23 protein-coding genes, 2 tRNA genes and 1 other RNA gene are annotated in these 26,081 nt (G+C 34.6%); 9 read left to right on the forward strand and 17 right to left on the reverse strand.

What is annotated here, in order from left to right:
* Window positions 1-9: 9 nt before the first annotated feature.
* Together OM074_RS10810 and OM074_RS10815 are read right to left on the reverse strand one after the other, a co-directional pair.
* Window positions 10-957, reverse strand: coding sequence for a phosphoribosylaminoimidazolesuccinocarboxamide synthase (locus OM074_RS10810; RefSeq protein ID WP_301199490.1), 948 nt, complete (start codon window positions 955-957; stop codon window positions 10-12).
* Between the two features lie 68 nt (window positions 958-1,025).
* Window positions 1,026-1,907 carry a tetratricopeptide repeat protein gene (locus OM074_RS10815; RefSeq protein ID WP_301199491.1) on the reverse strand — a complete coding sequence of 294 codons (882 nt, stop codon included), beginning with the start codon at window positions 1,905-1,907 and terminating at the stop codon, window positions 1,026-1,028.
* Between the two features lie 211 nt (window positions 1,908-2,118).
* On the opposite strand from OM074_RS10815, the gene OM074_RS10820 reads away from it, so the two are divergent.
* From OM074_RS10820 to OM074_RS10830, 3 genes are all read left to right on the forward strand, one after another.
* Window positions 2,119-2,191, forward strand: a tRNA-Trp gene (locus OM074_RS10820).
* A gap of 54 nt (window positions 2,192-2,245) precedes the next feature.
* Window positions 2,246-2,330 (forward strand) — tRNA-Ser (locus OM074_RS10825).
* A 532-nt stretch (window positions 2,331-2,862) separates the two neighbouring features.
* Entirely contained in the window at window positions 2,863-3,135 is a 273-nt protein-coding gene (locus OM074_RS10830; protein ID WP_301199492.1) for a hypothetical protein, read from the forward strand.
* Between the two features lie 154 nt (window positions 3,136-3,289).
* Here OM074_RS10830 and OM074_RS10835 read toward each other — a convergent pair whose 3' ends face one another.
* Genes OM074_RS10835 through OM074_RS10850 form a run of 4 tightly spaced genes read right to left on the reverse strand, consistent with a single transcriptional unit; the run spans window position 3,290 to window position 5,533 of the window.
* On the reverse strand, window positions 3,290-4,000 hold the full coding sequence (locus OM074_RS10835) for a hypothetical protein (RefSeq protein ID WP_301199493.1): 711 nt from the start codon (window positions 3,998-4,000) through the stop codon (window positions 3,290-3,292).
* 11 nt (window positions 4,001-4,011) lie between these two features.
* On the reverse strand, window positions 4,012-4,611 hold the full coding sequence (locus OM074_RS10840; RefSeq protein WP_301199494.1) for an nSTAND3 domain-containing NTPase: 600 nt from the start codon (window positions 4,609-4,611) through the stop codon (window positions 4,012-4,014).
* A gap of 2 nt (window positions 4,612-4,613) precedes the next feature.
* The gene (locus OM074_RS10845) at window positions 4,614-5,243 is read right to left on the reverse strand and encodes a helix-turn-helix domain-containing protein (protein ID WP_301199495.1); all 630 of its coding nucleotides are present in this window, start codon (window positions 5,241-5,243) and stop codon (window positions 4,614-4,616) included.
* Window positions 5,243-5,533: a DUF3853 family protein gene (locus OM074_RS10850; protein WP_301199496.1), complete on the reverse strand. Its 291-nt coding sequence runs from the start codon at window positions 5,531-5,533 to the stop codon at window positions 5,243-5,245. Before OM074_RS10850 ends, OM074_RS10845 begins: the two co-directional genes overlap by 1 nt.
* Before the next feature lie 422 nt (window positions 5,534-5,955).
* On the opposite strand from OM074_RS10850, the gene OM074_RS10855 reads away from it, so the two are divergent.
* The 3 genes from OM074_RS10855 to OM074_RS10865 are packed head-to-tail and all read left to right on the forward strand — an operon-like array spanning window position 5,956 to window position 12,684.
* Complete coding sequence (locus OM074_RS10855) at window positions 5,956-8,085, forward strand: type I restriction-modification system subunit M (RefSeq protein ID WP_301199497.1); 2,130 nt, start codon at window positions 5,956-5,958, stop codon at window positions 8,083-8,085.
* Window positions 8,078-9,388 carry a restriction endonuclease subunit S gene (locus OM074_RS10860; protein WP_301199498.1) on the forward strand — a complete coding sequence of 437 codons (1,311 nt, stop codon included), beginning with the start codon at window positions 8,078-8,080 and terminating at the stop codon, window positions 9,386-9,388. The genes OM074_RS10855 and OM074_RS10860 overlap by 8 nt, the downstream gene beginning before the upstream one ends.
* A gap of 5 nt (window positions 9,389-9,393) precedes the next feature.
* On the forward strand, window positions 9,394-12,684 hold the full coding sequence (locus tag OM074_RS10865) for a type I restriction endonuclease subunit R (protein WP_301199499.1): 3,291 nt from the start codon (window positions 9,394-9,396) through the stop codon (window positions 12,682-12,684).
* Between the two features lie 23 nt (window positions 12,685-12,707).
* Here OM074_RS10865 and OM074_RS10870 read toward each other — a convergent pair whose 3' ends face one another.
* The 9 genes from OM074_RS10870 to OM074_RS10910 form a co-directional block, all read right to left on the reverse strand.
* A complete protein-coding gene (locus OM074_RS10870) occupies window positions 12,708-12,935 on the reverse strand; it encodes a hypothetical protein (RefSeq protein WP_301199500.1) in 228 nt (75 codons plus the stop codon).
* The gene (locus OM074_RS10875) at window positions 12,935-13,780 is read right to left on the reverse strand and encodes a hypothetical protein (protein ID WP_301199501.1); all 846 of its coding nucleotides are present in this window, start codon (window positions 13,778-13,780) and stop codon (window positions 12,935-12,937) included. Before OM074_RS10875 ends, OM074_RS10870 begins: the two co-directional genes overlap by 1 nt.
* Before the next feature lie 23 nt (window positions 13,781-13,803).
* Window positions 13,804-14,850 carry a hypothetical protein gene (locus tag OM074_RS10880; protein ID WP_301199502.1) on the reverse strand — a complete coding sequence of 349 codons (1,047 nt, stop codon included), beginning with the start codon at window positions 14,848-14,850 and terminating at the stop codon, window positions 13,804-13,806.
* A gap of 50 nt (window positions 14,851-14,900) precedes the next feature.
* Complete coding sequence (locus OM074_RS10885; protein WP_301199503.1) at window positions 14,901-15,059, reverse strand: hypothetical protein; 159 nt, start codon at window positions 15,057-15,059, stop codon at window positions 14,901-14,903.
* Between the two features lie 40 nt (window positions 15,060-15,099).
* On the reverse strand, window positions 15,100-16,377 hold the full coding sequence (locus tag OM074_RS10890) for a site-specific integrase (protein WP_301199504.1): 1,278 nt from the start codon (window positions 16,375-16,377) through the stop codon (window positions 15,100-15,102).
* Between the two features lie 493 nt (window positions 16,378-16,870).
* Window positions 16,871-17,270, reverse strand: a transfer-messenger RNA (tmRNA) gene (gene ssrA, locus OM074_RS10895).
* A 28-nt stretch (window positions 17,271-17,298) separates the two neighbouring features.
* Complete coding sequence (locus OM074_RS10900) at window positions 17,299-17,949, reverse strand: ERCC4 domain-containing protein (RefSeq protein WP_301199505.1); 651 nt, start codon at window positions 17,947-17,949, stop codon at window positions 17,299-17,301.
* Window positions 17,950-18,170: 221 nt separating this feature from the next.
* The gene (locus tag OM074_RS10905; protein WP_301199506.1) at window positions 18,171-18,953 is read right to left on the reverse strand and encodes an MBL fold metallo-hydrolase; all 783 of its coding nucleotides are present in this window, start codon (window positions 18,951-18,953) and stop codon (window positions 18,171-18,173) included.
* A gap of 65 nt (window positions 18,954-19,018) precedes the next feature.
* Entirely contained in the window at window positions 19,019-19,210 is a 192-nt protein-coding gene (locus tag OM074_RS10910; RefSeq protein WP_301199507.1) for a DUF5320 domain-containing protein, read from the reverse strand.
* 180 nt (window positions 19,211-19,390) lie between these two features.
* Here OM074_RS10910 and OM074_RS10915 point away from each other — a divergent pair, with 180 nt between their 5' ends.
* Complete coding sequence (locus tag OM074_RS10915) at window positions 19,391-20,488, forward strand: glycosyltransferase family 4 protein (RefSeq protein ID WP_301199508.1); 1,098 nt, start codon at window positions 19,391-19,393, stop codon at window positions 20,486-20,488.
* On the forward strand, window positions 20,489-21,394 hold the full coding sequence (locus OM074_RS10920) for a DMT family transporter (RefSeq protein WP_301199509.1): 906 nt from the start codon (window positions 20,489-20,491) through the stop codon (window positions 21,392-21,394).
* An 18-nt stretch (window positions 21,395-21,412) separates the two neighbouring features.
* On the opposite strand, the gene OM074_RS10925 is transcribed toward OM074_RS10920, so the two are convergent.
* Both OM074_RS10925 and OM074_RS10930 read right to left on the reverse strand, forming a co-directional pair.
* Complete coding sequence (locus tag OM074_RS10925) at window positions 21,413-22,306, reverse strand: phosphatase PAP2 family protein (RefSeq protein WP_301199510.1); 894 nt, start codon at window positions 22,304-22,306, stop codon at window positions 21,413-21,415.
* A gap of 89 nt (window positions 22,307-22,395) precedes the next feature.
* Window positions 22,396-24,900 (reverse strand): AsmA family protein, encoded by a 2,505-nt coding sequence (locus tag OM074_RS10930; RefSeq protein WP_301199511.1) that lies wholly within the window; start codon window positions 24,898-24,900, stop codon window positions 22,396-22,398.
* A gap of 192 nt (window positions 24,901-25,092) precedes the next feature.
* Between OM074_RS10930 and OM074_RS10935 the strand changes: the two genes are divergently transcribed.
* The gene (locus tag OM074_RS10935) at window positions 25,093-26,073 is read left to right on the forward strand and encodes a LacI family DNA-binding transcriptional regulator (protein WP_301199512.1); all 981 of its coding nucleotides are present in this window, start codon (window positions 25,093-25,095) and stop codon (window positions 26,071-26,073) included.
* The last annotated feature ends 8 nt before the right edge of the window (window positions 26,074-26,081 follow it).

Consider the following 26,081-nt stretch of genomic DNA (forward strand, 5'->3'; position numbering starts at 1 on the left):
TTTTTTTTTTTACAGACTAGTTAAATAATCATTTACATTTTCCTCAATTCTTGCAGCAATATTATCTCCTTCTGCTTTTTGGAATTTATCACCTGTAATTTGCTCAAAAAGTTCTATATACCTATCTGAAACAGAATTAACATATTCTTCTGTCATTTCAGGCACTTGCTGTCCTTCCTTACCCTGGAATCCATTTTCAATTAACCACTGACGCACAAATTCTTTAGAAAGCTGCTTTTGCGCCTCTCCTTTCTCCAAACGTTCCTGATACCCTTCTGTATAAAAATAACGTGAAGAATCAGGGGTATGGATCTCGTCTATCAAATAGATTTTACCATCTTTTTTCCCAAACTCATACTTGGTGTCAACTAAAATCAATCCTTTTTCAGCAGCCATTTCCGTTCCCCGCTGGAATAATTCGTGAGTGTATTTTTCCAACATTTCATAATCTTCCTTTGAAACCAAGCCCTGGGCAAGGATTTCTTCTCTGGAAATATCTTCATCATGGCCAACATCGGCCTTGGTTGTAGGAGTAATTATTGGTTTTTCAAACTTTTGGTTTTCAACCATACCCTCTGGAAGCGGAATGCCACACAAGGTTCTTTTTCCTGATTTGTATTCTCTCCACGCATGTCCTGTTAAGTATCCACGTATTACCATCTCTACTTTAAAGGGTTCACACATATGACCAACTGTTACCATAGGATCCGGAGTAGCTATTTTCCAGTTGGGGACAATATCTGATGTTGCATCCAAAAACTTCTCGGCAATCTGATTCAAAACCTGACCTTTATATGGAACTCCTTCAGGTAAAACCACATCAAATGCAGATATTCTATCGGACACAACCATAACCAGATACTGGTCGTCGATGTTATAAACATCCCTTACCTTACCAACATAATGCCCTTTTTGCTTAGGGAACTGAAAATCGTTTTGAACAATTGCTTTACTCATTTTTCGGTATTTATGATATTAAACTTGTTTTTTTTATAAAACCCATTAGTGATTTTTGAAACCTGTTACTATTTTAATAGTTTATCCATATCTGCGGCTTCATTCTTCATCTCCAGTCTTATATAGGTGTTTTTTAAATATTTAATATATTTTTTATCTGTGGGTTTTGCTTTATGAAGTGCTTCAAACTCTACTTTTGCTACGCGGTAATTAGCCGAAATTTTCTTAAGCTCCCTTTTTAAATACACATAGGCCGTATAATTCTTATCCTTATTGTATTTGGCCATTTCATTTTTATACCATTCTTCTGCAAAATTGTAATAATAAATAGCTTTGTATTCTCTGGCCTTTAAATAATCCGGATTCTTCTTAATCATCTCAGAACAAAATTCAACAGCCTCTTTCTTTCTCCCCAATCCCTCTAAAGTACTTATATATATCATGGATTGTTCCTCAGCAGGAGCCTCCAAATTAGTATAGGTAGAAAGGATTCCTTCCTGATTTCCTTTTGATACTTCATTCTCAAATCTCAGGTTTTTAACATACCCTGATTCATTGTTCTCTACCAGGAAGCTTTCGTATTGCTTAAGAACTTCCTCTATCTTTTCATATTTAGATTCTTTTATATAGGAATTTACCAGTCCTTTTATTCCCCTTATCGATATTTCTTGCTTTAAGGCAGATTCAAATAACTCAACAGAATGGGAAGTGTTGTTCATCTGAACGGCACTTTCTGCAGCATTTAAATATGTTTTGGCAGGTATAGTAATATTATTCTTTTGATAACTATTAATTAAATTGTTATACAAAGTGTAGGCCTGTGAATACTCTTTTTTGCCAAAAGCTTCATCAGCTACCGATTTTGTTGATTCAATTTTTTTTAAAGGATTACAGCTAAAAATTGAAAAACAGATTATAATTACGAGAGCTATTTTATTATACATTGCCATATTAAACTATGTTTGTGTTGTGTGCTAATTTGTTATAATTATTATATTCGGATGATTACCTATAACGACACCAATCCTTTTGCCGCAAAGATAAAAAAAAGCGCATTGAAAGCCAGTACTTTTAGTATTTACAACATTTTTTTTTACTCTTTGTTTGTGTTAATGTAAAATTAAATTCTATTTTTGCATGCGCATTAAAAAAGATGCAAATACGGGTTTAGCTCAGTTGGTAGAGCACTGGTCTCCAAAACCAGGAGTCGGGAGTTCGAGCCTCTCAACCCGTGCAAAAATCCTGACTAGGTTTGGTTAGGATTTTTTGTATCTTGCATCAAAAATAAGGAGAGGTGACAGAGTGGCCGATTGTGCACGCCTGGAAAGCGTGTGATGTGCAAGCATCCGGGGGTTCGAATCCCCCTCTCTCCGCAGTTTAGCTTGATGGTCAAGCAATTATGAAATTTACACGTAATCTTACACGCATCACTTAAAAAAGTGATGCATTTCTGTTTTTAGCCATATTGCAAGATGTATCTGGAATAATCTCGGACTAACTTTAAGACAAATTCTAATTCTATAAACTTGAAGGCAGGATTTTAATATACTACAATAAAAAAATCCTGCAACATCTAGCAGAGGCTTCCATTGCCTCCCACGTTAACAATGTGCAGGATATGATGCAAAAATACAATAATATTTAGAATATCAACTACTGCTAATTAAATAGAAATAAATCAGCTATTATAATATCTCATGAATTCTTAATCCACAGAGCAGAAACTTCATTAGATAAAGAACCTATTTCTGCGCAAGATATTGAACAGGCTAAAAAGGAATAAAAACAAAAATTACATCCAAGGAGGATGCATTTGTCGTCATTGCATCACACAACCATCTCATTAGTGCAATAAAAATTAAGGATTATAAAAAGGTAATCGGTTATGCACGCATTAAGTTTGGCTTGTCGAAATTTATTGATTTTCTAATCCAAAATAGCGATACACCCTTTGTAGATTCTTTTTATATAAATCAGGATGAAAATAATTGCGCTTATTTTGAAACTTTCGGTTTTCAGATTTCCTTTCACAACATTCATGTAAGCGATGATATTGCTGAGTTTATGTCTTCGGAAAATAACCGTATAAAAGATTGGAGGGGTATTAAGCTTCAAAAAGTAAGTGTTTCGCTCAAAAACTATGCAGAAAGCATCAAAAAGGGTATTGTTTGCGCATAAACCCTATGTTTTGGAACATTTTGTAGGTATTTTTCCGTTGCCAAACAAGCAAAACCATACACTGAAAGTATCAAAAGAGGTATTTATTCCCTGCAAAAACGCATTTTCGGCGCAAAATAAGTGTAGATTAAGCGCGGAAATTATCCGTTTATTGCTAAACGGATAACAAACTCTCAATCTTTATTATTCTATTTTCATAGAAGCGCAATTGTAGCTTTAGTTCATCGTTACTTGCATGAATATCATCAATAGATTGCGTATTCTGCGCAATTCCATGTTCCAACTGCTCAACTTTGTTTGAAATTTCGGTAAGTTTTTGTTTTTGTCTAAGCCTAAATTTAGAAACAAGCATTTTATGGGTTGGATTATATTTTGAATCAATATCCGCAGCAGTTTTTAACCGATTATGCGCAAATTCGTTACCCTTTCTTAACTCCTCCAAGTAGGATTTGTTTAAAAATGTATTGTACAAATCTACATCTGACATACTTAATAGGTTTTCTACCTTATACAACTCTGTAACCTTGACACTACTTATCTTTTTTAATAGCAAGTTAGAATTTGCCATTAAGCCATTCTTTCTTTCGATATTATCATTAATGCGCTGATGAATAGTATTTATCTTACTCTCCAGTCGAGTAATCTTATCAATTAAATAACCAACATCAAGCGAGCCATTTACTTTTAAATTATCTAAACTAGAATCATTTTCATTTACAGTGTTGATTGGTGCGGTACTCTGCTTTAACCGTTGTTTTTTTTGATAATTAAGTGCAGACCTGCATTTGCTACTGCAACAAATGGCATCTGACCTTTTAGGAGTAAACTCCTTTCCACAGTTGTGGCATATCTTTAATGTACTCATAACCCTTTATACTAACGTCTAAAACTTTTTCCTTCAAACTTAACTATACGGCATAACTTATCTATTCTATTCAATATTCGTTCACCATACCTATCTAAAAATTGCTGTGATGTCAGGTTGGTTGTAATAAAAACTATTGAAGAGTTATGCTCTGCCATTGTAATTAAATCTGCAAAGGATTCTGATTTGCTTCCGTAATTATTATAGATACTCTCTGTTCCAACATCATCAATAACAATAAACTTCTTTCGTTCCGCTTCATCCATTTGCTTTCCCAGTTTCAAAGCATCGTATACCGATACTATTTTATTTTGCTTTAGATGAAATAATACAGGTATTACTTTTTTAGCTATTATACTCTTCCCTCTTCCTACAGAACCTACTAAAAACAAGCCTTTCCCCTTAGTATCAGATAGGTATTCGGCAACTTCATTATATTCAGGCAAAAAACTAAAATTTGTAATTGTCTTATCAACTTTCTGCATAATTTCAGTAATTAAATGAGTACACTCTTCTTTTGTTCCAAAGGTAAACCGTGGCAATTCACTTATTTGTATCTTATTTTGATTGCATAATGCTGCTATGCTTTTTTCTATATCTTTTTTGTTCATTGTTAAAATCCTATATTTCTGTAATCATTAAATTCTCCTTGCTTTAAAATTACGCCATCTGCAAGCCCTCCTTTAGCGATGTTTTCATCCTTTAAATCATAAAGACTTAACCATCCCTTTTCTATTGACTGATTAACTATCTTTTTTGCCCTTTCTACGGTATTATTTGACATATCAACTAGCTTTTGAGCCATCGCCTCTAGTGATTTTTCCGCTAAAGGCTTTTTTAATTCTTGACGATATTTTATAAAATTATAAAACACTCTATTTAGCTCCTCATTCTTTTTTATATATACTTTTCTATCTTCTTTATTATCTATATGAAGCCCCTTTCGTGAGGGGTACGAAGTAACCTTCACTACCCTGTGCGAAATATCTTTCGTACCCTCATGAAATACATTTCGTGCACTTATATACCCCTTACTTTTGAGCGTTGATAAAATTTGCTGAATCCTTCGTGAAGAAAAACACATCTTTGAAGCCAAATATGAATTTGAAGCATTACAGCTCTTTGTATGGTTTTCTGAAAGATTAATGAGTATAGATAACAGCATCTTTTCACTGGGGCTTAAACTTGCATCTTCCATTACATAAAGTGGAATCCAAAGCCCTTTGTAATCTTTATTTTTCATTACAACGCCCTCCCTGAATTAGCAAAAAGCTGATGTGCCTTTTCTCTATCCACAATTATTTTCCTACCTACTTGCTGCACAGCTTCTTTTAATATGCCATCCTTATATTTTTGTGCTGTGGCATGACTTACGGCAAACTCATCACGAATACCTTTTAATCCGTAGATGTATTTGTTATCCGTAAAGTTTTGCACTTGTGTAATTGGCTCTACCTTTTCTACTGCCAATATTTCTTTTAATTGCCCTACTGTTAAAGCTCCTACTGGTGTGTTGTCGTTTATTGACATCATTTTTTTCGTTTTAAATGAATAAATAAGCGACTAGCTAGTCTGTGTTAAATCAAATTTGATATTGCGAATATGCTGAGAAGTACAACGAAGTTTAAGTAAAACGGCAATTGTTTAGCCCCATACCCAAAAGGCAAAATGAGGGGCAAAACGGCAAAAGTGGGGGGTAACGTTAAATTATAAAATTGATATATCTCTGAATACGTGAGCTTTGTAAAATTTAAAGTATGGGGCTATTTTTCTTTAATAAATTCAGAATTCACGAACAAGTTCTTACTACTTGCAAATAATACACATTGTATATTCCGCTTAATAGTAGTTAAAGAACATTGTATAAATTGCAAATTATTCTTCACTGAATGCTGATATTATATGCAAAAATGTAATTTTGGGGTTTTGATTTACAAAATGGTTTTAAATAGATAATGACAAACGAACAATTAAAGAAATTAGAGAACGATTTATGGGATTCGGCAAATGCCATGAGAGCCTATGGTGGTATTAAAGCTGCCGATTATGCGGTGCCGGTGTTGGGATTGATTTTTCTTCGATTTGCTGAAAACAAATACAGCCATTTTGAGAAAGAGATAATTGCAAGCTATGAAAAAGACAAAGGTACAAGAATGGAACGCACCATTCAGGAAGTGGCTTTGTCTACATGCGGATTCTATTTACCTAACAATGCCCGATATGATTACTTATTAGATTTATCAGGAGATAAAAGTCATGCCAAAGCTTTAAAAGAAGCAATGGAAGGCATTGAAGAATACCAAGACGAACAGTTTAAGGGCATTCTACCAAAAGATGTTTACTTCGAAATAGAGAAAAAGAAAGACGACATATTATCCAACCTTCTTAAAACCTTTTCCGATATTCCGAAAGATGCCGATAGCGATGTGTTCGGAAAAATATACGAATACTTTCTTGGTAAATTTGCCTTAAGCGAAGGACAAAAAGGTGGAGAGTTCTTTACCCCGACTTCGGTGGTACGCTTTATAGTTGAAGTAATTGAACCTTTTAGCGGTAAGATTTATGACCCTGCCTGTGGTTCGGGCGGGATGTTTGTACAATCGGCCGATTTTGTAAAGCACGAGAACCACAAGCTCGAAGATATTTATGTTTGCGGACAAGAGTACATGGGCGAAACGGTACGACTTGCCAAAATGAACCTTTTGGTAAACAACATACGTGGCGAGATAAAAGAAGTAAACTCTTACGAAAGCGACCCGCATAAAAGTTTAGGGAAATTCGATTTTGTAATGGCTAATCCTCCGTTTAATGTAAAAAGCGTGAAAGAAGCCACCGTAAAAGACGATGAACGTTTTTATTACTACGGATTACCTAAGAACAAAGGCAAAAAAGACGATAAAATTACCGATGCTAATTATCTGTGGATTTCGCTTTTTGCAACTTCGCTAAATAAAACAGGGCGAGCTGGTTTTGTAATGCCCAATTCGGCAAGTGATGCCCGAAACAGCGAATATGAAATTCGAAAGAAACTGGTTGATAGCAATATCGTGGACTGCATGGTGAGTATGCCAAGTAATATGTTTTTTACCGTTACGCTGCCTGCTACACTTTGGTTTTTAGATAAAAACAAACCAAATACCGACAGAAAAGACAAAATCCTTTTTCTTGATGCCCGTAATGTATTTACGCAAATTGACCGTGCGCACCGCGAATGGAACGAAGAACAAATACAAAAACTGGCAGTAATTGTACGTTTGTATCGTGGTGAAACAGACCGTTATTTGCAGCATATAAACAACCTGATAATTAATACCAATAATACGTCAGTGCAAATAGAAGGGGCTCAGAAAGATTTAGAGCAATTAATAGCAAGGTTGCACAACAGTTTAAAACAATACATAAAAGCTACCGAAAAAGAAAAACGCACCCCTGCAAAAGAAAAAGCTTTAAAGGATGCCGATTTCTTTACCAAGCTTGAAAAGTACAAAAGAACTAAAGCCAAGCAAAACGATATTGTATTAAGCAATTTATTGCACCCAATTGATACCACACCTTTACAAAACGATGCACAGCATGAAGCAGCCTTTCATTTAAAATGGAGTGTTGACCAAAACAAATACAATTTAGAAACCCTAAAGCACGATGCCGATACACTTATTGAACTTTGGAATATTGCCGATAAAAACGCCAAGCTTAAAACAGCAAAAGTTTGGACAGAGCATGAATTAACGCGTGGCAACAAACGCATTGAAGAAGCACTGGAAGCCTATACCAAAGCTGTAAACTTAGCTGCTTATTGGCACGGAAATATAGAATGGCTACAAACACGTTTCCCAGATGCAGAATATACCGATGTAGTTGGTTTGTGTAAAGCTGCACCAAAAAACGAATATGTTGATGAACAGGATTATTCTTTGAATGCAGGTAGATATGTTGGAGTTGAGATTGAGGATGATAATATTACAGAGGAAGAATTTAAAGCTTCATTAAAAGATAAGTTCAACTTACTGGAGGCTTTAAATAATAAAGAAATTGAACTATCGACATCAATTCAAATTAACCTAAAAGGAATTCTCAATGAATAGTTGGAAGAATATAAGGTTAGGTCAAATTGCTGAATTCCGAAATGGTGTAAATTATGATGACTCCTCATTTGGGAAGGGAATTAAATTAATCAGTGTATCTGATTTTAAAGATAGAATGTATCCTGAATATGATTCTCTGGGGGAATTAGATGCAAATGCTCGGTGGCCAGAAGAATGTTTTTTAAAAGAAGGTGATGTTGTTTTTGTACGTTCAAACGGTAATAAGAATTTAATTGGTCGTTCAATTTACATTAAGAATATACCTGATAATGAGTTAGTGACTTATTCTGCCTTTTGTATAAGATTACGGTTTTTACCAGAGAAAAAACTAAGTCCTTTCTTCTATTTATATGTTTTCAAGAGTCCACTTTTCCGCAGTTTACTTTCTCAATTTGGTAACGGCGCCAATATCAACAATTTAAATCAAAGCATCTTAAATAACATTGAGGTTCCAAATCCCCCTCTACCAACCCAACAGAAAATAGCCTCCATTCTTTCAGCCTACGACGACCTGATAGAAAACAACAACCAGCGCATAAAGCTATTGGAAGAAATGGCCGAAGAAATTTACAAAGAGTGGTTTGTGCGTTTGCGTTTTCCCGATTACGAAAATGTAAAAGTTGTGGATGGTGTGCCTGAGGGGTGGGAAATAAAAACGGTTGATGAAATATTTGAATATGTTTCAAGGGGCGTAACTCCTGTTTACCAAGAAGATTCCTCCTTATTTGCGATAAACCAAAAGGTAAACAAAGGCAAGTTGTTGGAAAAACAATATTTAAAATCATTAGACCCTTCATCAAAAATTCCAAATGAAAAGTATGCTAAACAAGGTGATATATTGTTGAATTCTTTAGGAGAAGGCACACTAGGTCGTGTACATTTTTATACTGATTTGGATGCCACATATCCAATAGACCAACATATGACAATTTTAAGATGCAAACAAAAATCAAAAGCGTTTTTTGTTTATATGTTTCTTCAAAGTAAATTAGGGCAAGGGTTACTGGATTTAATGAAGGTTGGAGGTACAAATATGACTATGTTAAATTTATCTGATGTGAAGAAGTTTAAAATTCTAATACCTAAAGATGATTTGATTAATAAATATTTCAGCATAGTTGACAATAGCTTTGAATTAAAACAAAACCTGTTAAATAAAAACACAATTCTCCAACAAACCCGTGATTTATTATTACCAAGACTAATAAGTGGAAAGCTAAGTGTGGAGGATATTAATATTGAATACCCAGAAAACCAAGATGAATTAAACATGGCTGCGGAACCTACAGCCCCTTACAATTAAAGCCTATGGCCTTTATCAACGAATCGCATATAGAAGAAGCAGATATTCAGTTTTTTGAATTAAAACTGGGTTATGAGCATATCAACGCATGGGAAAAACAGTTAATTGGCAGAGATAGCCTAAAAGATGTTGTACTAAAAGACAGGCTGCGAACAAAGCTTCAAGATTTAAATACTCATCTTCCCCAAGAAAGTATTGATTATGCCGTTTCGGAATTATGCAAAAGCCGAGCAAGCTTAACACCTGTAATGGCCAACAAGCAAGTTTACGAGTTGATAAAAAAGGGTGTTCCTGTTGATTACAATAACGATGATGGCCGAGAAGAAAAGGATTACGTAAAAGTCATTGACTTTGAAAATGCCAAGAACAACGAATTTTTGGTTGTATCGCAATTGAGTATTGAATATCTGCAAACACAAAACATTACCCGTCGCCCCGATTTACTACTTTACGTAAATGGTTTGCCTTTGGTAATGGTTGAGCTTAAAAATGCCACCGAAAAAGTAAAAGTTGGTTACGATAAAAACCTGACTGATTACAAAAGAGATATTCCGCAATTGTTTTGGTACAACTTGTTTGTGGGTATTTCAAACGGCATACAAACCCGAGTTGGAAGTTTTAATGCACCTTGGGAACACTTCTTTACGTGGTTAAAGCAAGAAGATACAGCTGTTTCGCACGACCAAATGGATAAAGACGAAATTGAAAAGCTAAGCGAAACCACAAGAAAACGCCTTAGTCTACAAATATTCTGCGAAGGCTTGTGCGAGAAAAGCAAAATGCTCGATTATTTCGAAAACTTTGTGCTTTACCATAAAAATAAGGTGAAGATTATTGCAAAGAATCACCAGTATTTGGGCGTTAATAATGCCATTGAATCGTTTAAGAATCGTGAAGGTAAACAAGGTAAATTGGGCGTATTCTGGCACACACAAGGTTCTGGAAAATCGTACTCCATGATTTTCTATTCACGCAAAATTCAGCATAAAATTACAGGAAACTGGTCATTCCTAATCATTACCGACCGCACCGACCTTGACGACCAGATTTATAAAAATTTCAAGGACACCGAAACAATTGTTGAAACCAAAGACCAAAAAGAGAATTATTACAGACCCAGCAAGCGTGAAAAGCTAAAGGACTATTTGCAATCAAACAGAACCTATGTTTTTTCGTTAATCCACAAGTTTGGTATTGAAAAAGGGAAAACGTACCCGAAACTTACCGATAGAAACGACTGGATAATAATTGTTGACGAAGCACACCGTACACAGTACAAAGGATTGGCCGAAAATATGCGTATTGCCATGCCAAATGCACAGTACATTGCATTTACAGGTACACCTTTGTTGCGCAGCGAACTTACCAAAGAATGGTTTGGCTCTTATGTTTCGGAATACAACTTTGCACAAAGTATTGAGGATGGAGCAACCGTACCACTTTATTACAAAAAGAGCGTACCTAAAGTTGAGCAAGTCAATCCCGATTTAGTAAAAGATGCTGCCGAAATTCTTGAAAACGAGAATTTGAGCGAAGAACAAATCAAGAAACTCGATAAAGAATACTCAACCTTATTGCAGGTTGTAAGGCGTGACGACCGCTTAGAAGAAATTGCCAAACACATTGTAAAGCATTTCCCATATCGTTTAGATGTGTTGGACGATGAAGGCAACAGAAAGCCGATGAAAGCAATGGTTATTTGCATCGACAAGTTTACGGCTGTTCGCATGTACGAAAAAGTACAGTATCATTTAAAAGAAGAATTAAAGGATTTAAGAAGAAAGCATCTGCGTGAAAAAGATGCCACGCTAAAATCAAAACATAAACGTGCCATTGATTTTATTGAAGAAACCAAAATGGCTGCTGTAATCAGTCAGGAAGGCACAGAAAAAGAAGAACGAGAAAAATTTACCAAAGAAGGACTGGACATTACGCCACATCGTAAACTCATGGATTATCCTGATGAAGATGGACGTGATATTGAGGATTACTTTAAAGACCCAAACAATCCGTACCGAATGGTATTTGTAACTGCCATGTGGTTAACCGGTTTTGATGCGCCTTCCGTTTCAACACTTTATTTAGATAAGCCATTACGAAACCACACACTCATGCAGACCATTGCACGTGCGAATCGTGTAATTGAAGGAAAAAAGAACGGTTTAGTCATTGATTACTTCGGTGTTTTCCGAAACTTAAAGAAAGCATTGGCAGCTTATGCTGAAGGAACCAAAGGCAAAAAGAACAAAGGCGAAGATGATGAAGAATTCCCAGTAAAGGAATTTGAGGAATTATTGGAACTGATTCAGCAAGCCATAGCAGAAGCAAAAGCTTATTGTTCGGATTTAGGCGCAGACCTTGAAAAAATCTTAAACCTTGGCGAAAAAGGATTTAAGGAAATAGAATTGTTTGACGAGTTTGCTAACCTTATTTTAGCAAATGATGCTTACAAAAAGCAATTGGGCTTATATGTAAATACCATTGTTTCGTTATACGATTCTGCAAAACCTGAGATATACGATTATCCGCACATAAAGAAAGAACGTGATGTACTGAAATATCTTAAAAAGGTTGTTGACAGGCATATTGACCAAGACGAAGCCATTGAAAGAGCAAAACAGCAAGTTGATGACTTATTGGATTCAAGTATTCTTGGTCAAGGTGATTTACTAAACGACCCACAAGGCGATTTTATAATAGAAGAAGCCAAACAGGTAGATTTGAGTAAACTGAATTTTGAGAAACTACGGGAAGAATTTCCAGAGAAAGAACACAAAAATATTGAGTTTGCCGACCTGAGAGAGTTTATGGATATAAAACTAAAACAGATGGTTGCGCAAAATAAAACTCGCGGTTCATTTTTGGCTCGATTCCAGGATGTAATTGATAATTATAATTCAGGCAGTATTTCTATTGAAAAAGCTTACGAAGAATTGATTAAGCAAGCCGAAGGTTTAAGCGAAGAAGAAAACAGAGCTACAAAAAGCGGAATGTCGGAAGAAGAGCAGGAACTGTTCGATTTGTTGAAAAAAGATAAACTAAGCCAAAAAGAAGAAAAAGAAGTGAAGCTAGCAGCGCATACTTTACTGGAAAAAGTAATGGATTCTAAGAATCGAATATTTTTACCTGAGTGGCACAAGGAAAAAGCATCGCAAGAGAAGGTTAAGCATGAAATACAGAAGATTTTAAATGAAACATTACCTGAATCATACGACAGGGATATTTTCACTAAAAAAACGGATATTATATTTCAGCACTTCTTTGAATTAGCTGTAAGTGGTAGAATGGCAAGTTAACTATACGAGAGCTTATCTACAATCTACTTTCTCATATCTTTTTTGCTTGCAAGTGCCCAATATTGTTTGCCTTCTTTATCAAAAGACCACCTATTAGAAACATCCCTAATTGTGACTAAATCAAAGTCTTTTCCCTTTATTTTTTGCCTGACCAATCTGCGCAGTTTCTTATTAGCAATACGCTTATCCTCTTTTTCCGATTTAGCAATGGTAATGCCAAATATTTTGCTTTTTTGAAATGAACGGCTCATTAATTTGTGATAATTGACTTAATTTCGAAGTTTTCGTTTGTTTCATGATTAGGGTCTTCACAACACTTTTCGTAGTGCAAGACAATAGGTTTTCCTGCCCATGTTTCAAACTCTGACTTAAAAACATGCGCTATTTCAATACCAAACTCATGGAATTTATCCCAGTTAATCATGCCTTTAGTATCATCGGCTATATAAAACAAACGATACCACCTATTAAGTTGCCTGATTAAGTCCTCACTAAAATAGTAATCATTGTATTGATAACATCCACCTGCACACGCTCCGCCATGCCAAAAAACAGCATCACCAAAATCAGCCATCATTCTTATTTCAACAGGGGCTTCTTGGGTCGTTTCAAGCAATGCTTTTACATCTTTCTTTCGTGCAAGCACCATATCTGAAAAGTGAAGATTCTCATATCTTTTAAACAGGCGATTATGAGCATTCCCATGTTGTATTCCATTGAGGATATCTTCCATATCTGAGTGTAGGTGAAAGCCTCCTTTTGTTGCAAGGTTAAACCCTATATTTTCCGATACTTGTTCTTCATCACCAAGTTCACCACTAGTTACATTCTTTGCAATTTCAAACAAGATTTTGCTAAAACGAGAAAAAACAAAGGTAGAACGTGACCGAATGGCTTTATTATCCCGCTCATACTCTTGAAAATCTTCACTACCTGCACCTCTATGCAATCCTTTTTTTACACTTCGATAACTCAAAGGTTTTGAGCAAGCACTAAAAATATATCCGAACTCTGCACCGCAATCAAAAACGGAACCTTTGGTTTTTTCGAGTGTTTTAAAATAGTTGAGAATCGTATTTTTTATAGATTTTTCCATTTATCGTTATTTAGGTGTTTAGTTTACAGAATATCTTCATCTTCCGAAGTAAGAACCTTCTCCAATTTTTCCTGAAACTTTGGGTACGTATTTGTTTTTACTTTATGCTTTGCTTGAAGGTTTTCTATCTGACCTTGCTTATTGTATATATAAAAGCATTTATTAAAAATGGCATTGTCCCACTTCGTTAATTTAGCGAAAATTCGAGCTTTTTCGTGTGATGCATCCCACAAAATACGTTCCTTTTGGCTTACTGGTAACTTTTTGTGCTTTAATACATTTACAATAATACTTCTATCCACCCCAACTAACACCTTCTCTTTGACTAGAAATTCAAATATTTTGTCAATAGTTGCATCGCTTAATGCATCCATTTCTTTATATTTTCCGATAAACTTGATTTTATGCTCGTTCGTTTCAATTAAATGAAGGTTCTGCTGTATTATTTCCCATTCATCTTCTGCAAAATCTTCTTCAACAAGTTGCGCTCCCTCTTCAATAATGCTTTTTACATAGATATTAGGGTGAACCTCTACCAATATTTGCTCTAATGATTCTTTCTCTTTAAGCGAACTCGAACCATATATTTTTAATTCCTTGATATGATTTACAGCTTGTTCATACCTTACACTCCCCTTATACAAGGTTAAAAGTTCAAAACCTGATAGTTGCTCATTGGGTTCTTTTTTCAGAAACACTTCGCAGAACTTATTAATATCATTAATCTGTTTTTCAATTATCTTAGTCAGGTTTATTATTAAATCATATTCGTAAAAATCAATTACATTTTCTGCACCTTCGGTTAATAAAGCATGTGCCCATTTTATTAGAATACCATCATAAGTTGGTTCTAATTCAACAATAACTTGCTTATCGAAGTTACCTGAATCTAGTTTGATTGCTTGGAGCAAAATGTAAATATTTGTATTCTGTAATGCTTCAATACTTTCAGTAGTAGCCTCAGTCCACTCAATTGTTTTATCTCCAAATTGCAATTGATTTGATAATTTATAAACCGTATCAGTTATTAAATCCGTATTTGCCTTTAATTCCTTTAATAATTCTTTCATTTACTAATATCGATGAAGCGTTGTTTGTAATTATGCGCAATAATGGAACTCTAATCAAGTGAAATATCATCTAGAAAATCTAGGTCAATGTTTAAAGCCTCGGCTTCTGCATCCATAATAGATTGCATTTCATCAACATCTATCTGAATATCTTCTATTCCATCATTTAATATCGAATTGTCCTCATTATGCTTGTTTATTAAGCTCATTTATCTCAAATTCTATTTTATTGATACTAAGGGAAAAGTTTTAAAAATCTATAAACTTATCCATCATATTATCCACCTCTTTACTAACTACATCTACATAAGGTTGCATTGCCTTGTAGTCCGAATGCCCTGTAATTTTCATTACCGCATGAGGTGGCATGCCATTTATTAAAGCATTACAAATAAAAGTGCGCCTTCCTGTATGTGTGCCAATTAAACTGTATTTAGGGTAGGTATGTTCCATTCGTTTATTACCTACAAAATCAATTACCGTAATTGGTTCATCAATTTTAGCCAACTCACAAAGCTCTTTTAAATAATCATTCATGCGTTGATTGGTAATAACTGGCAGAGCTTTGTTTTCTTTAAAATGAACGCCTTTATATTTATCAACCAATGCCAATGCCTTATTATTTAGCTTTATACTAAGTTTGTCGGTGGTTTTTTGTGTAACAATCTCTAGCTTACCTCTTTTAACATCATGTCTTTTAAGCTTATAAACATCTGAATAGCGCAAAGAGGTGTAGCAGCAAAACAAAAACACATCTCTTACCCTATCAAGATATTGTTTTGAATCAGCTATGTTACAATTGCGCACTTTATCCAATTCTGCCGAACTCAAATATATAACTTGGTTTTCAGCCGTTTTTAGTTTTGGCTTAAAACTTTGGTAATCGGTATTGGTTGTATGCTTTTTTTCTACTGCCCATTTTAAAAACCACTTCAAAAAACCAAGTTGTTTTTTTATGGTTGTGTTTTTCATGTTTGCTTTAGTACGCAAATAATCCACTAAGTCACTCAGCTTTTCTTCATCAAGTTTGTCAAGATGAAGTTTCTTATCAAATTCTGATAAATGCTTTTTTAAGGACTTAAACTTTGTGTACGTAGGCGGTAACCAGTCATTCTGCTTACCCCTTTCCTGTACAAATAAATCATACAATTCATAGAACGAAAGCTTTTTATCTTCCTCCTTATGAATTACATGTTTTTTACGAGAAAACTCTTTTGCAAATTCGTTTTTAAGATTATCTAAATCAATATCAGTATTATCAAGCTGATGTCTTATTGCTTGATTATCAAGGAAGCTTTTTTGCTTTGACAAAGTTGAGTTGATAATATTAAATGGCTCTTTTTGCTTATTGTAAAAACCTTGCTTCACCATTTGACCTGATTCATCCCAAGCTTTAACGTCAGTTCTGTATCCTGTAGATAGTGTTATTCGTTGACCATTGTGATTAACCGTTATCCTTATCGGAACATTATCCTCAATCAACACACCGTTCTTTTTGCGCTTTTCCAGTGATAATTTATACTTCATATCTGAGTGTAAAAAATGTTACACGCAATTTTACACGCATTTTTTGTTATATCAAAGTAAATTTCGATAAACTTTAAAAGATACACCATTCACTCAAGCCCCTTATACAAAGCCGTACAGAGATACTTATTATATTGCAGTAAATTATAGGTTCAAGAGCCCCTCTCTCCGCTAGATTTATGAGGTCGACATTAGTCGGCCTTTTTTTGTAGTTGCACTTTGAGTACACTTGGGGCTGAAGAATCCAGAATCTTTTCCAAAGTTTAAAACTTTGGAAAAGATGGGGATGGGTGAAGATATAAAATACATCTCAACATAGTCAATGCAAAATTACCCAATATAAAAATCATGATAATATTATCGTGACTTTTCACAGAGTTAAATATTTGTATTATTGGCAATTAAGAGTAAGAATACTAATATTAACATCGTATAAAAGCTTAAAAAAGCCCCAATTATTCAAAAAAAGCGCTGAAAATCAGCGCTTTTTTTTGTGTGGAGCTGGAGGGTTTCGAACCCTCGTCCAGTCAAGGAAGCCATATGCTTTCTACATGCTTAGCTTTGACTTAATTTTCGTGCAAAAGCTGGATCAAAGCCACCGACCTTTACCTTATCTTCTAAAATTTAAACTTTAACCCGAAGAAAATTAAAGTCGATTCCCGATTTACTTGCACCTCACTATCAGACCGCTTCAGGACGTTAGCATCTGGGAGATGTCTTGTTCCAGTATCTAATACCAGAATAAAGCCTATCTACTATACTTCGATTAAGCTGCAAGAGCGTAGTTATTTTCGCCAATTAAAAAGTTGAAACCCGAGATTAAAGAGCCGGAATTCCTGAGCTCTGCATGCTTACATACCACTTTCACCTGCTGTCGAATCCAAGTCAGCCCCTTGTGATAAGGAATGCAAAAATATAAATTTATTTTGATGCTGTGACAAAATCTTTAATTCTTTTGGCCTTTTCCTTTCCTATTCCTTCAATTGTTTCTAATTCAGATGTTGATGCTGTAATTACTTTTTCCAAACAACCAAAATGGTTTAACAATTCCTTTGCTGATTTTGGGCCTATTGTTGGTAAACCCTGTAAAAAATACAATTGCTTTCTAATTAATGATTTAGGTCTATATCCCTTTCTGCTGTATTCGTCTTTGCTTTTTATGTTCTGCTCAGCCAACAGCAATAATAATTTGGCAGAATCCTCAACACTTGAAGAATAATTTATTGGAATACCCCATGACATGGATACCGAAACTAAAGCGCCACGTATAGCTTCTCTTGAAATTTGATGTGTGGTATTATATGGGTTTCCTTCTATTAATATCATTGGGTTATAACAACTTTTTTTAAGATTAGCACACTGAACAAAAAGACGGTTTTGAATTAGGGTACTAACAAAATCATCCTTTGTTTTGCGTTCTATAATTATGTTGTTATTAATTATAAAATCTCCAGATTTTAGTGTGTCTATTTCCACTTTGCATCCCATATCTTCCAACACCTTATTAATCCCAGACCTTTGCTCTCTGTGATCAATTATAATTAAAGCCTTATTTGTTTGATTATAATTCATTTTTATTTATTCTAGACTCAAACAGAATAAATATAGCTCATATTAAGTATTCAACCAAAACATTCAGCTATAGGCATATAGAATATTCTAAGATAATTCGTTATTTACCAGAAGACATGTCATTCCTTGTAAAAAAATAAAAACGGTTAAAGATACCAAGAAGTAATGCTTTTTTTAAATAGCCAAGTTTACAAAACAATCACTTTTACATTTTTTTTCAATTATATACTAATTACCATCCCAGTTTTGACCTGTTCTATTTTAAAATGTTCATAAAATGCCGCCAAAGCCGGTAAAGCTGTACAGTGTGTGGGATATATATTTTTAATACCCTCACGCTTTAAATGGCTTATGGTTTGTTGCGTTTGCTTGTTATTGTGCTTTAAATGAAAGCCACCAATAACCCCTGATACTTTTGAAATTCCTGTTGTTTTTTTTGCATACTCTACAATATTGCAGATACCAGAATGAGAACACCCTGTAACAATAACCAATTCATTGTCCTGAATAAAAACCAAGGCTGAATCATCAGGAACAAAATCTGGCTCATGCCTTTCATTTTCAAAGGGAGTGGCTTTAGCTTCAAAATCGTTTAGCCGGGGAATACTACCCATAAAAAGTACATTTTTAGCAATTTGATAAGGTTTTGATGATAGAATTAAATCAAACTTTTGTTCCAGTTCTTTTTTCGTCATTGGCAAACCAATATCCTGCGTTCCTCCTACCCTGTATCTTTTTATAAAAGCATCAGGATGTGTTATCAGTTTTTTACCTGTAATATACTCTAGTCCACCACCGTGGTCCCAATGGCCATGACTAAGGACTACAAAATCCACTTTGTTTTTTAGATCCAGGTTCATTTTGGTTGCATTCTTCAAAAACACATCGCTATGCCCTGTGTCAAGTAGTATATTTATACCCAAGAATTCAATTAAATATGATAATCCATGCTCTGCTAAATAGGAGCCTCCTGCTGTGTTTTCAGATAATATGGTAATTTGCATTTTTGTTATTCTTAATGGTCTATTGCCTTATTGGCTTTAACTCCCTTATTAATAAGTTAAGCTAGTTAAGACATTCCTCCCAAAAGACGCCCCAAACCTCTTCCTCTATTGCGCCCTCTTCCTAGCCCTTTTTCAGATGTTTTATCATCAATTGGTTTATCTATATTCTTTTGAAAATCCTGGGTTTTACATTTCCCCATCGCCCTTCCTGTACGAGAGCCTTTACCTTTTGGACCTGTTCCATCAAATCTTGGCATAATGAACTCCTTTCTAATTAAATGAGATTATTCTCACTTCAAAAATAATCAGATTAATTTAAATGCACTAATAATTATTAAAACCTTTTCCTATTTTTTTCGTCAAACGATATAAAATACTTTGTAAGCGTATTGCTGCACAAAGTTCTTTTTATACTTTTGTATACACAACATAATAACATGGATAGTTTTACACTAAAGTTACTAACTCCTTTTGCAGGGGTATTTTCATTTTTTCTGGTATTTTTATCGATCCCTACTATTTTAAGGGTTGCTGAATCAAAGAACTTATACGATGAACCAAACAAAAGGACAGTTCATAAAACAAAAATCCCTACACTTGGCGGGTTAGCCATATTTTTAAGTTTTTTGTTTACCTATTCTATTTTTGCTGAATGGTTTAGCTTTACTCAAATTCCATTTTTAATACCGGCTTTGCTCATTATTTTTTCTATTGGCATTAAGGATGACATTATGGTAACTGCGCCAATGGTAAAGCTTTTTGGACAAATTTTAGCTGCTTTTGTAATAATTGGTTGGGGAGATTTGAGATTTACATCATTACATGGCTTCCTGGGACTTGACCTAAACTATATGGTTGGGTTTATGCTTACACTAGTTGTGTTTATCTATATTGTTAATGGTTTTAATTTAATTGATGGTATTGATGGGTTAGCTTCCATATCAGGCATTATATCAATTACAGCCTTCTCATTTTGGTTTTATATTAATGGGAATTATCATATTCCAATATTTGGAGCTGCCTTGGTTGGGGCATTATTAGGATTTACCTACTTTAATGTTTTCTCAAAAACCCAAAAAATATTTATGGGGGATACAGGTTCATTGTTATTGGGTTTTTTGCTGGCAGTGGCTGCTGTAAAGTTTTGTGAATTTAACAAACCGGAAAATGCAGATAATTTAAAGTTTGCAATGAATTCGGCACCAGCAGTTGCCATTGGAATTTTGATTGTACCGGTAATAGACACGCTTCGCATTTTTGTGTACAGAATTTCCAGAGGAAACTCTCCATTTACAGCTGACAAAAACCATATTCACCATAGGATGCTAACCTTAGGTTTTACCCACCTCCAAATTTCATCAATCATAGGGTTAGTCAATATATTCTTTGTTGTTTTATCTTATTATCTAAGAAACCTGGGTGTTGTAAAGTTGACTATATTTAACCTGGTACTTGGTTTAGCTTTTTCTTATATACCAGCTATTTTTATTTATAGAAAAAAGAAGAGAATGCTAAAAAATAAACCACTCTTTTAATTGATACTGGAAAAATCAATACTTGGGGAAAGCGCTGCCTTAGCTACTGCTGTTTGTTGGACAATTACAGCAATAGCTTTTGAATTTGCTGGTAAAAAAGTGGGATCACTCCCCGTAAATCTTATCCGTCTTATTTTTGCATTCTTCATCATTGGTATCTTTTCATATTTTAGAAAAGGATTATTTTTTGCCAGCGATGCATCACTCGAAGCCTGGATTTGGCTGCCCATTAGTGGAATAATTGGTTTTGTCATTGGAGATCTACTTCTATTTCAAGCCTTTGTTGTTATTGGAGCTCGGGTTTCCATGTTGATAATGGCACTCACACCTCCTATTGCTGCTTTTTTTGGATGGTTAATTCTCAATGAGCACATGTCGGCCATTAATTTTATTGGAATGGCAGTTACAATCTCCGGTATTGCTATGGTTATTTTGGCAAAGGAGCACAGTAAAGGGCCTATTAAAATGAAATACCCTGTTAAAGGTGTGCTGTTGGCTTTTGGTGGGGCTGTTGGACAAGGATTGGGGCTTGTTTTTTCAAAACTTGGAATGAAAGATTATGACCCTTTTCTGGCAACCCAAATAAGGATACTGGCAGGAATAGCAGGGTTCTCAGTACTATTCTTTGCTTTGAACAAGTGGAAAAATGTATTTGCAGCCTTTAGAGATAAAAAAGCAATGACGAGTATTTCTATTGGTTCCGTTTTTGGCCCTTTCCTTGGGGTTTCTCTTTCTTTATTATCCATTCAACATACAACAACAGGAATAGCCTCTACTATTATGGCCATTGTTCCTGTTTTAATAATCATACCTTCCGTAGTTGTCTTTAAAGAAAGGATCACCCCTAAAGAAATTACCGGAGCTGTTATTGCATTTGTAGGTGTTGTGATGTTTTTTGTTTTCTAAGACAAGAGAATGTCCACATTACTGTTTAAAAGTATATTTCAGATGGACCCCCATAAACTGTCCAGCAATAGGCATAAAAGCCAATCCTGTTTCTTTTTTTCTGGACTTATGAAGTTCTGGCAATAGAATACCTGCCGCTGCCCCCACACCAAATCCCAATAAAATATCACTCGGAAAATGTTTCATGGCCCGTAAACGATAGTATCCAACAAGAGCAGGCGGTATGGCTGCAGCCCCATACAAAAAGTACTTTTTATTGCCAATTTCGGGATGCAGATCACTATATACTTTTGCTGCAAAAAAAGTTCCGCACGCAGCAGTTGAAACATGGCCACTAAAAAAAGAGTTACGGGTTCCTTTTTCAGTCCTTGATGCCAATGCTGCCTCAGGACTATAAGCAACTGGACGTGTACGGTTTACCGACATAGCTGTTGATATATACAAGGTACTGTTATAGGCCTGCAACTCAAGATACATCAGCAATATGTCCATCCATTCGTCTCGAACCTTTTTGTCCAAACCTATAATACCTGGCAAAAACAACGAAACGTTTAAAAACATATCTGATATTTCATGAGCCCGGTCTTTGTATGAAGCATCTTGCTTTGTTGCAATTCTATCAAACCACCAAACATCATCCCCATTGAGTTTGTTTACCTGATCGGTCGACAAACCATCCTGATCGCTTAAATAAGAGAATCCATATCCCACATTAAACGCATAAGAAGCAGCGGTTAGAGGAATTACTATTGCCTTGTTTACATGGTATAAAGACTCATCGCCTGCTTTCCTTTTTTGTGCTTGAATATTGACAACCACTACTACAAATAACAAGAGTATATTTAATATCCTTTTTTTCATTTCCTTATTTTTCTTTTCCAAACAATTGGCGACAAATATAATTCTTTTCATAAAAAAGGCATCTCAAAACTATAAGAGATGCCTCTATAAAACATGCTAAATACCTGATTAAAATGTATTTTTAATAATTTGATTAAATATTATTTTTTCTTTTTCTTACCCAAAGACTTAAAAAAGTCATCCACAGCATTCTTCACATTTTCGTCTTCCAGCACATCTTTAATTACTTTTTCAGCTTCTTTACCTATTTCTTTTTCAGCCTGTTTAGTGGCTTCCGATAAATCTAATGACATTTTTGGGTCTTTAGCAGTTCCTTTTATTATTACATCAACCATGTAATCAGAACCTGAATCCGAAAATCCACTACCTAAAAATCCAAGTGCACCAGCAATATCTTGTCGTGAAACCGGAGTTTTAATGGTGTAATTTAACGATTGATCAAATCCTTGTTCCCCACTCACTGTTAATTTTTTCCCAAACACTTTGGGCTGAAATGGTTTCACTATGATTTTTCCATCCGCCATAATAAAGTTCACATCAATATCCTCTGCTTTCATTTTTTTATACTTATCATTATTTAATAAGCTGGCCATGCCATTCAAAACTTTAGAGTTGGATACCTCAATGGCTTTTGAAAACAGGTTTCCACCACCGGTAATTGATGAAATTACAGGCGACATATGTTCATCAAGTAAACTATTATAATTAAACTTTGCAGATATTTTTCCTTTAGAGCTTTTTGCAATCGGCATTAATGAATCAATTACAGAAAACGAATAGGCTGTTTTAGTTAAATCAATGTCGGTAGCTTTAAAAGTAAAATCGGCAAAAGGCTTTTGTATATCGCGGGTATTATATTGCCCGGCCATAATAATTCTACCTTCCAACAGGTTCATTCCCATTCCATCGAGCTTTATGGCTCCGTCTTTAACAATTATTTTTCCTTTTGCATCGCGAATAGTCAATTTATCATACAAAATCCTATCAAATGAAGAAATAAATTCAAAATCTATATTTTGCGGAACCTCTACTGTTTGCAATTCAGTGGTATCTTCTTCTGATTCCACAACTGGCTCCTCAGCAGTCAAAAATTCGTTCACATCCACAAAATTGGAATGATGAGTTAAAACTCCCTTTATAGTTTCATCTTTAAATACATAAGGTAGATAATTTTCTACCTTTCCTTTCAATTTAAAATCCGATTTCCCAATGTTACAATCAAACTTTTCCAGAATAATAGCTTTGGGTGAAAACTTCATCGATGCTGAAGGAATATCTACCGCCTGAGGAAGATCCTTGCTCGCGTAATAAAAATTTTCCAATGTTAAAATCCCATTTGCCTGTATATTTTCATAAGCTTCCTCCTCTATTGTTTTCATATCACCATCTACAGAAATATTAGCATCAATAATCCCTTTAATATCAAAACTGTCCAAAGGTATCGCTTCTTTCAATGAGGCTAAATCTATTTTCCCATACATCCCCCCTTTATAGGTAGCATTGCTTACTGGTGTTTTAACCAAAAATGATGCATCAAAAGGATTTTTCCCTAATGCAAAATGAAATTTCTTTATTTCGGTTATGGTGTTATCCGGAGATCCTCCCTTGTTATCTACAAGTAAATCAATATTGATATCCTCTATTGCTTTGGGTAGGTCGGGATATTGTAAATGTCCCTGTTCCACTTTAAAAATCAAATTAAATGCGGGCAGATTATCAGCATCGATGTACACTCCTTTGGTAACTGCCTCCAAAGCCAATAACCCTTTGGTCTTTACTCCTTCTATATAGTTTATATAAGCATCAGGTATTAACCCAAGAACAGCATCGAAATCTGTATTTTTAGTAGCTAGTTTAACATCCAGGCCATATCCCTCTTCGAGCAAGGTTACCGAACCATCAAATGCCAGGTTTAACCTATTAAGCAGCAGGTTGTTTTCTTTAAAAGTAAACACCATATTATTCAAATCGGCCAACATTTCAGCATCTAATTGAACTTTGAGTCCATTTAAATATTTGATTCCCTCCATTGCTACATCTACCTTTTCAATAGATGCATTAAGATTTAAATCAGTGGATTCTGCTGAAAAATCACCATTCATTAACATGTTAAAACCATTAATACTGGTATTAAAATCCATTGTGGCATCATCATAAGCTACCTGGGCATTCCTTATTTCAAAATTATTAAGACTAATAGTAAAATCACCTGAAGACGTCTCTGTTTCTTCAACAGGAGCTTCTTCAGTGGTTTTCATAATATCCCAGTTTGCAGTTGAATCAGCTAAAACCCTGGCATGAATTACAGGTTGATCCAATAGTATTGTTTCTACCTCTATATTATTTCCTCCAATGGCGCTCAATAAATCTACCGATAGTAACAATTCTTTAAATAACACAAGTGTATCCCCTTCAAATTGCTGAGTACCAGCTACACTCAAATCTATCATACTAACTGAAAGACTCGGAAAATTTTTAAGGAGAGATAATGAAAGTTTTTCCCAATTAACCTGGGCATTCAGTTGTTTATTAATTTCCTTTTTAGCTATTGTTTCTATTTTTCCTTTCAAGGCTATTGGAGTAATAATTATAACTGCCAGTAACAGTCCAATAACTATCGCAAAAATTTTAAAAAACTTCTTCATGGTTATATCGATATTTTACTTTTATGCCAAAGTTAATTTATATTATTAAAGGCACTACTTTTTTTTATTGTATTGAATCCGGTAGCGCTTCTTCTCAAATAGCATACCATTATTGAGTCTGAATACATTTTAATAATTTTGCCGGATTCATATTAATTCCTATTTTTGCTAAATCGGTTTAGTATAGGCGTAATGAAGGTTTCAATCAGAAAAATAGCAGAGCTTGCAGGGGTATCAAAAACTACGGTTTCTTTCGTACTTAACAATCGTGGTGACGAGAAGAATATTAGTAGTGCAACCCAGGAAAAAATTCTTGCTATCGTAAAAGACCATAATTACAAACCAAACCAATTGGCACGCAGTTTAAGTTTGGGCAAAACAAATACAATTGGTTTTGTGGTACCTGATATTTCAGATCCCTTTTACGGGAAGATTGCCAAGCATATTGATTCTTGTGCCGAAGAGAGGTTTTTCAAAGTTATGATAGCCAATTCGCACGAAGATAAAAACAAAGAGTCTGAATTGATAAATAACCTAATATCAAGACAAATAGATGGTATTATTCTGGCTTCAACCCAGGTGTTTGAATCTAATAAATATAAAGGTGTTCCTCTTGTGTATTTTGACCGGATTTCTCCAAATCAAAAGGACTCGTTTATTGATATTAATAACCAATATTCCACAGAACAGATAACAAAACTATTAATTAAAAGAGGGCATTCAAAAATAGGATTTATATCCTTAACCTCTTATCTCCCTAATATACAAGATAGGATTACCGGATATAAAAATGCCTTAATTGATTCCGGCTTTGTGACAGATGAAAATAATATAATTGATATTGATTATAACAATAAAAAGGAGAGCGTTGTAAAAGCATTAAAAACCTTGCTTTGCACCAATAATTGTACGGGTATTGTGTTTGTTAATAATGTACTTGCCGCAGAAGGAGTTTGGGCACTAAATACCTATTTTTCTGAATTAATTGAAAAAGTTGAGTTCGCTTGTTTTGACAATCTTGATTTGTTTGATTATTCATTACCTAAAGTAACTTCTGTTGTTCAGCCAATTGAAGATATTGCCAAAAACTGTCTGGAAATGCTGTGCGATCAAATTGACAACAGTATAATACATAAAGGCAAAGTACTAAAAACAACAATTATTGAACGATAATATTTTTT

The organism is Plebeiibacterium marinum (assembly GCF_026013615.1).
Lineage (GTDB): Bacteria > Bacteroidota > Bacteroidia > Bacteroidales > Marinilabiliaceae > Saccharicrinis > Saccharicrinis marinus_A.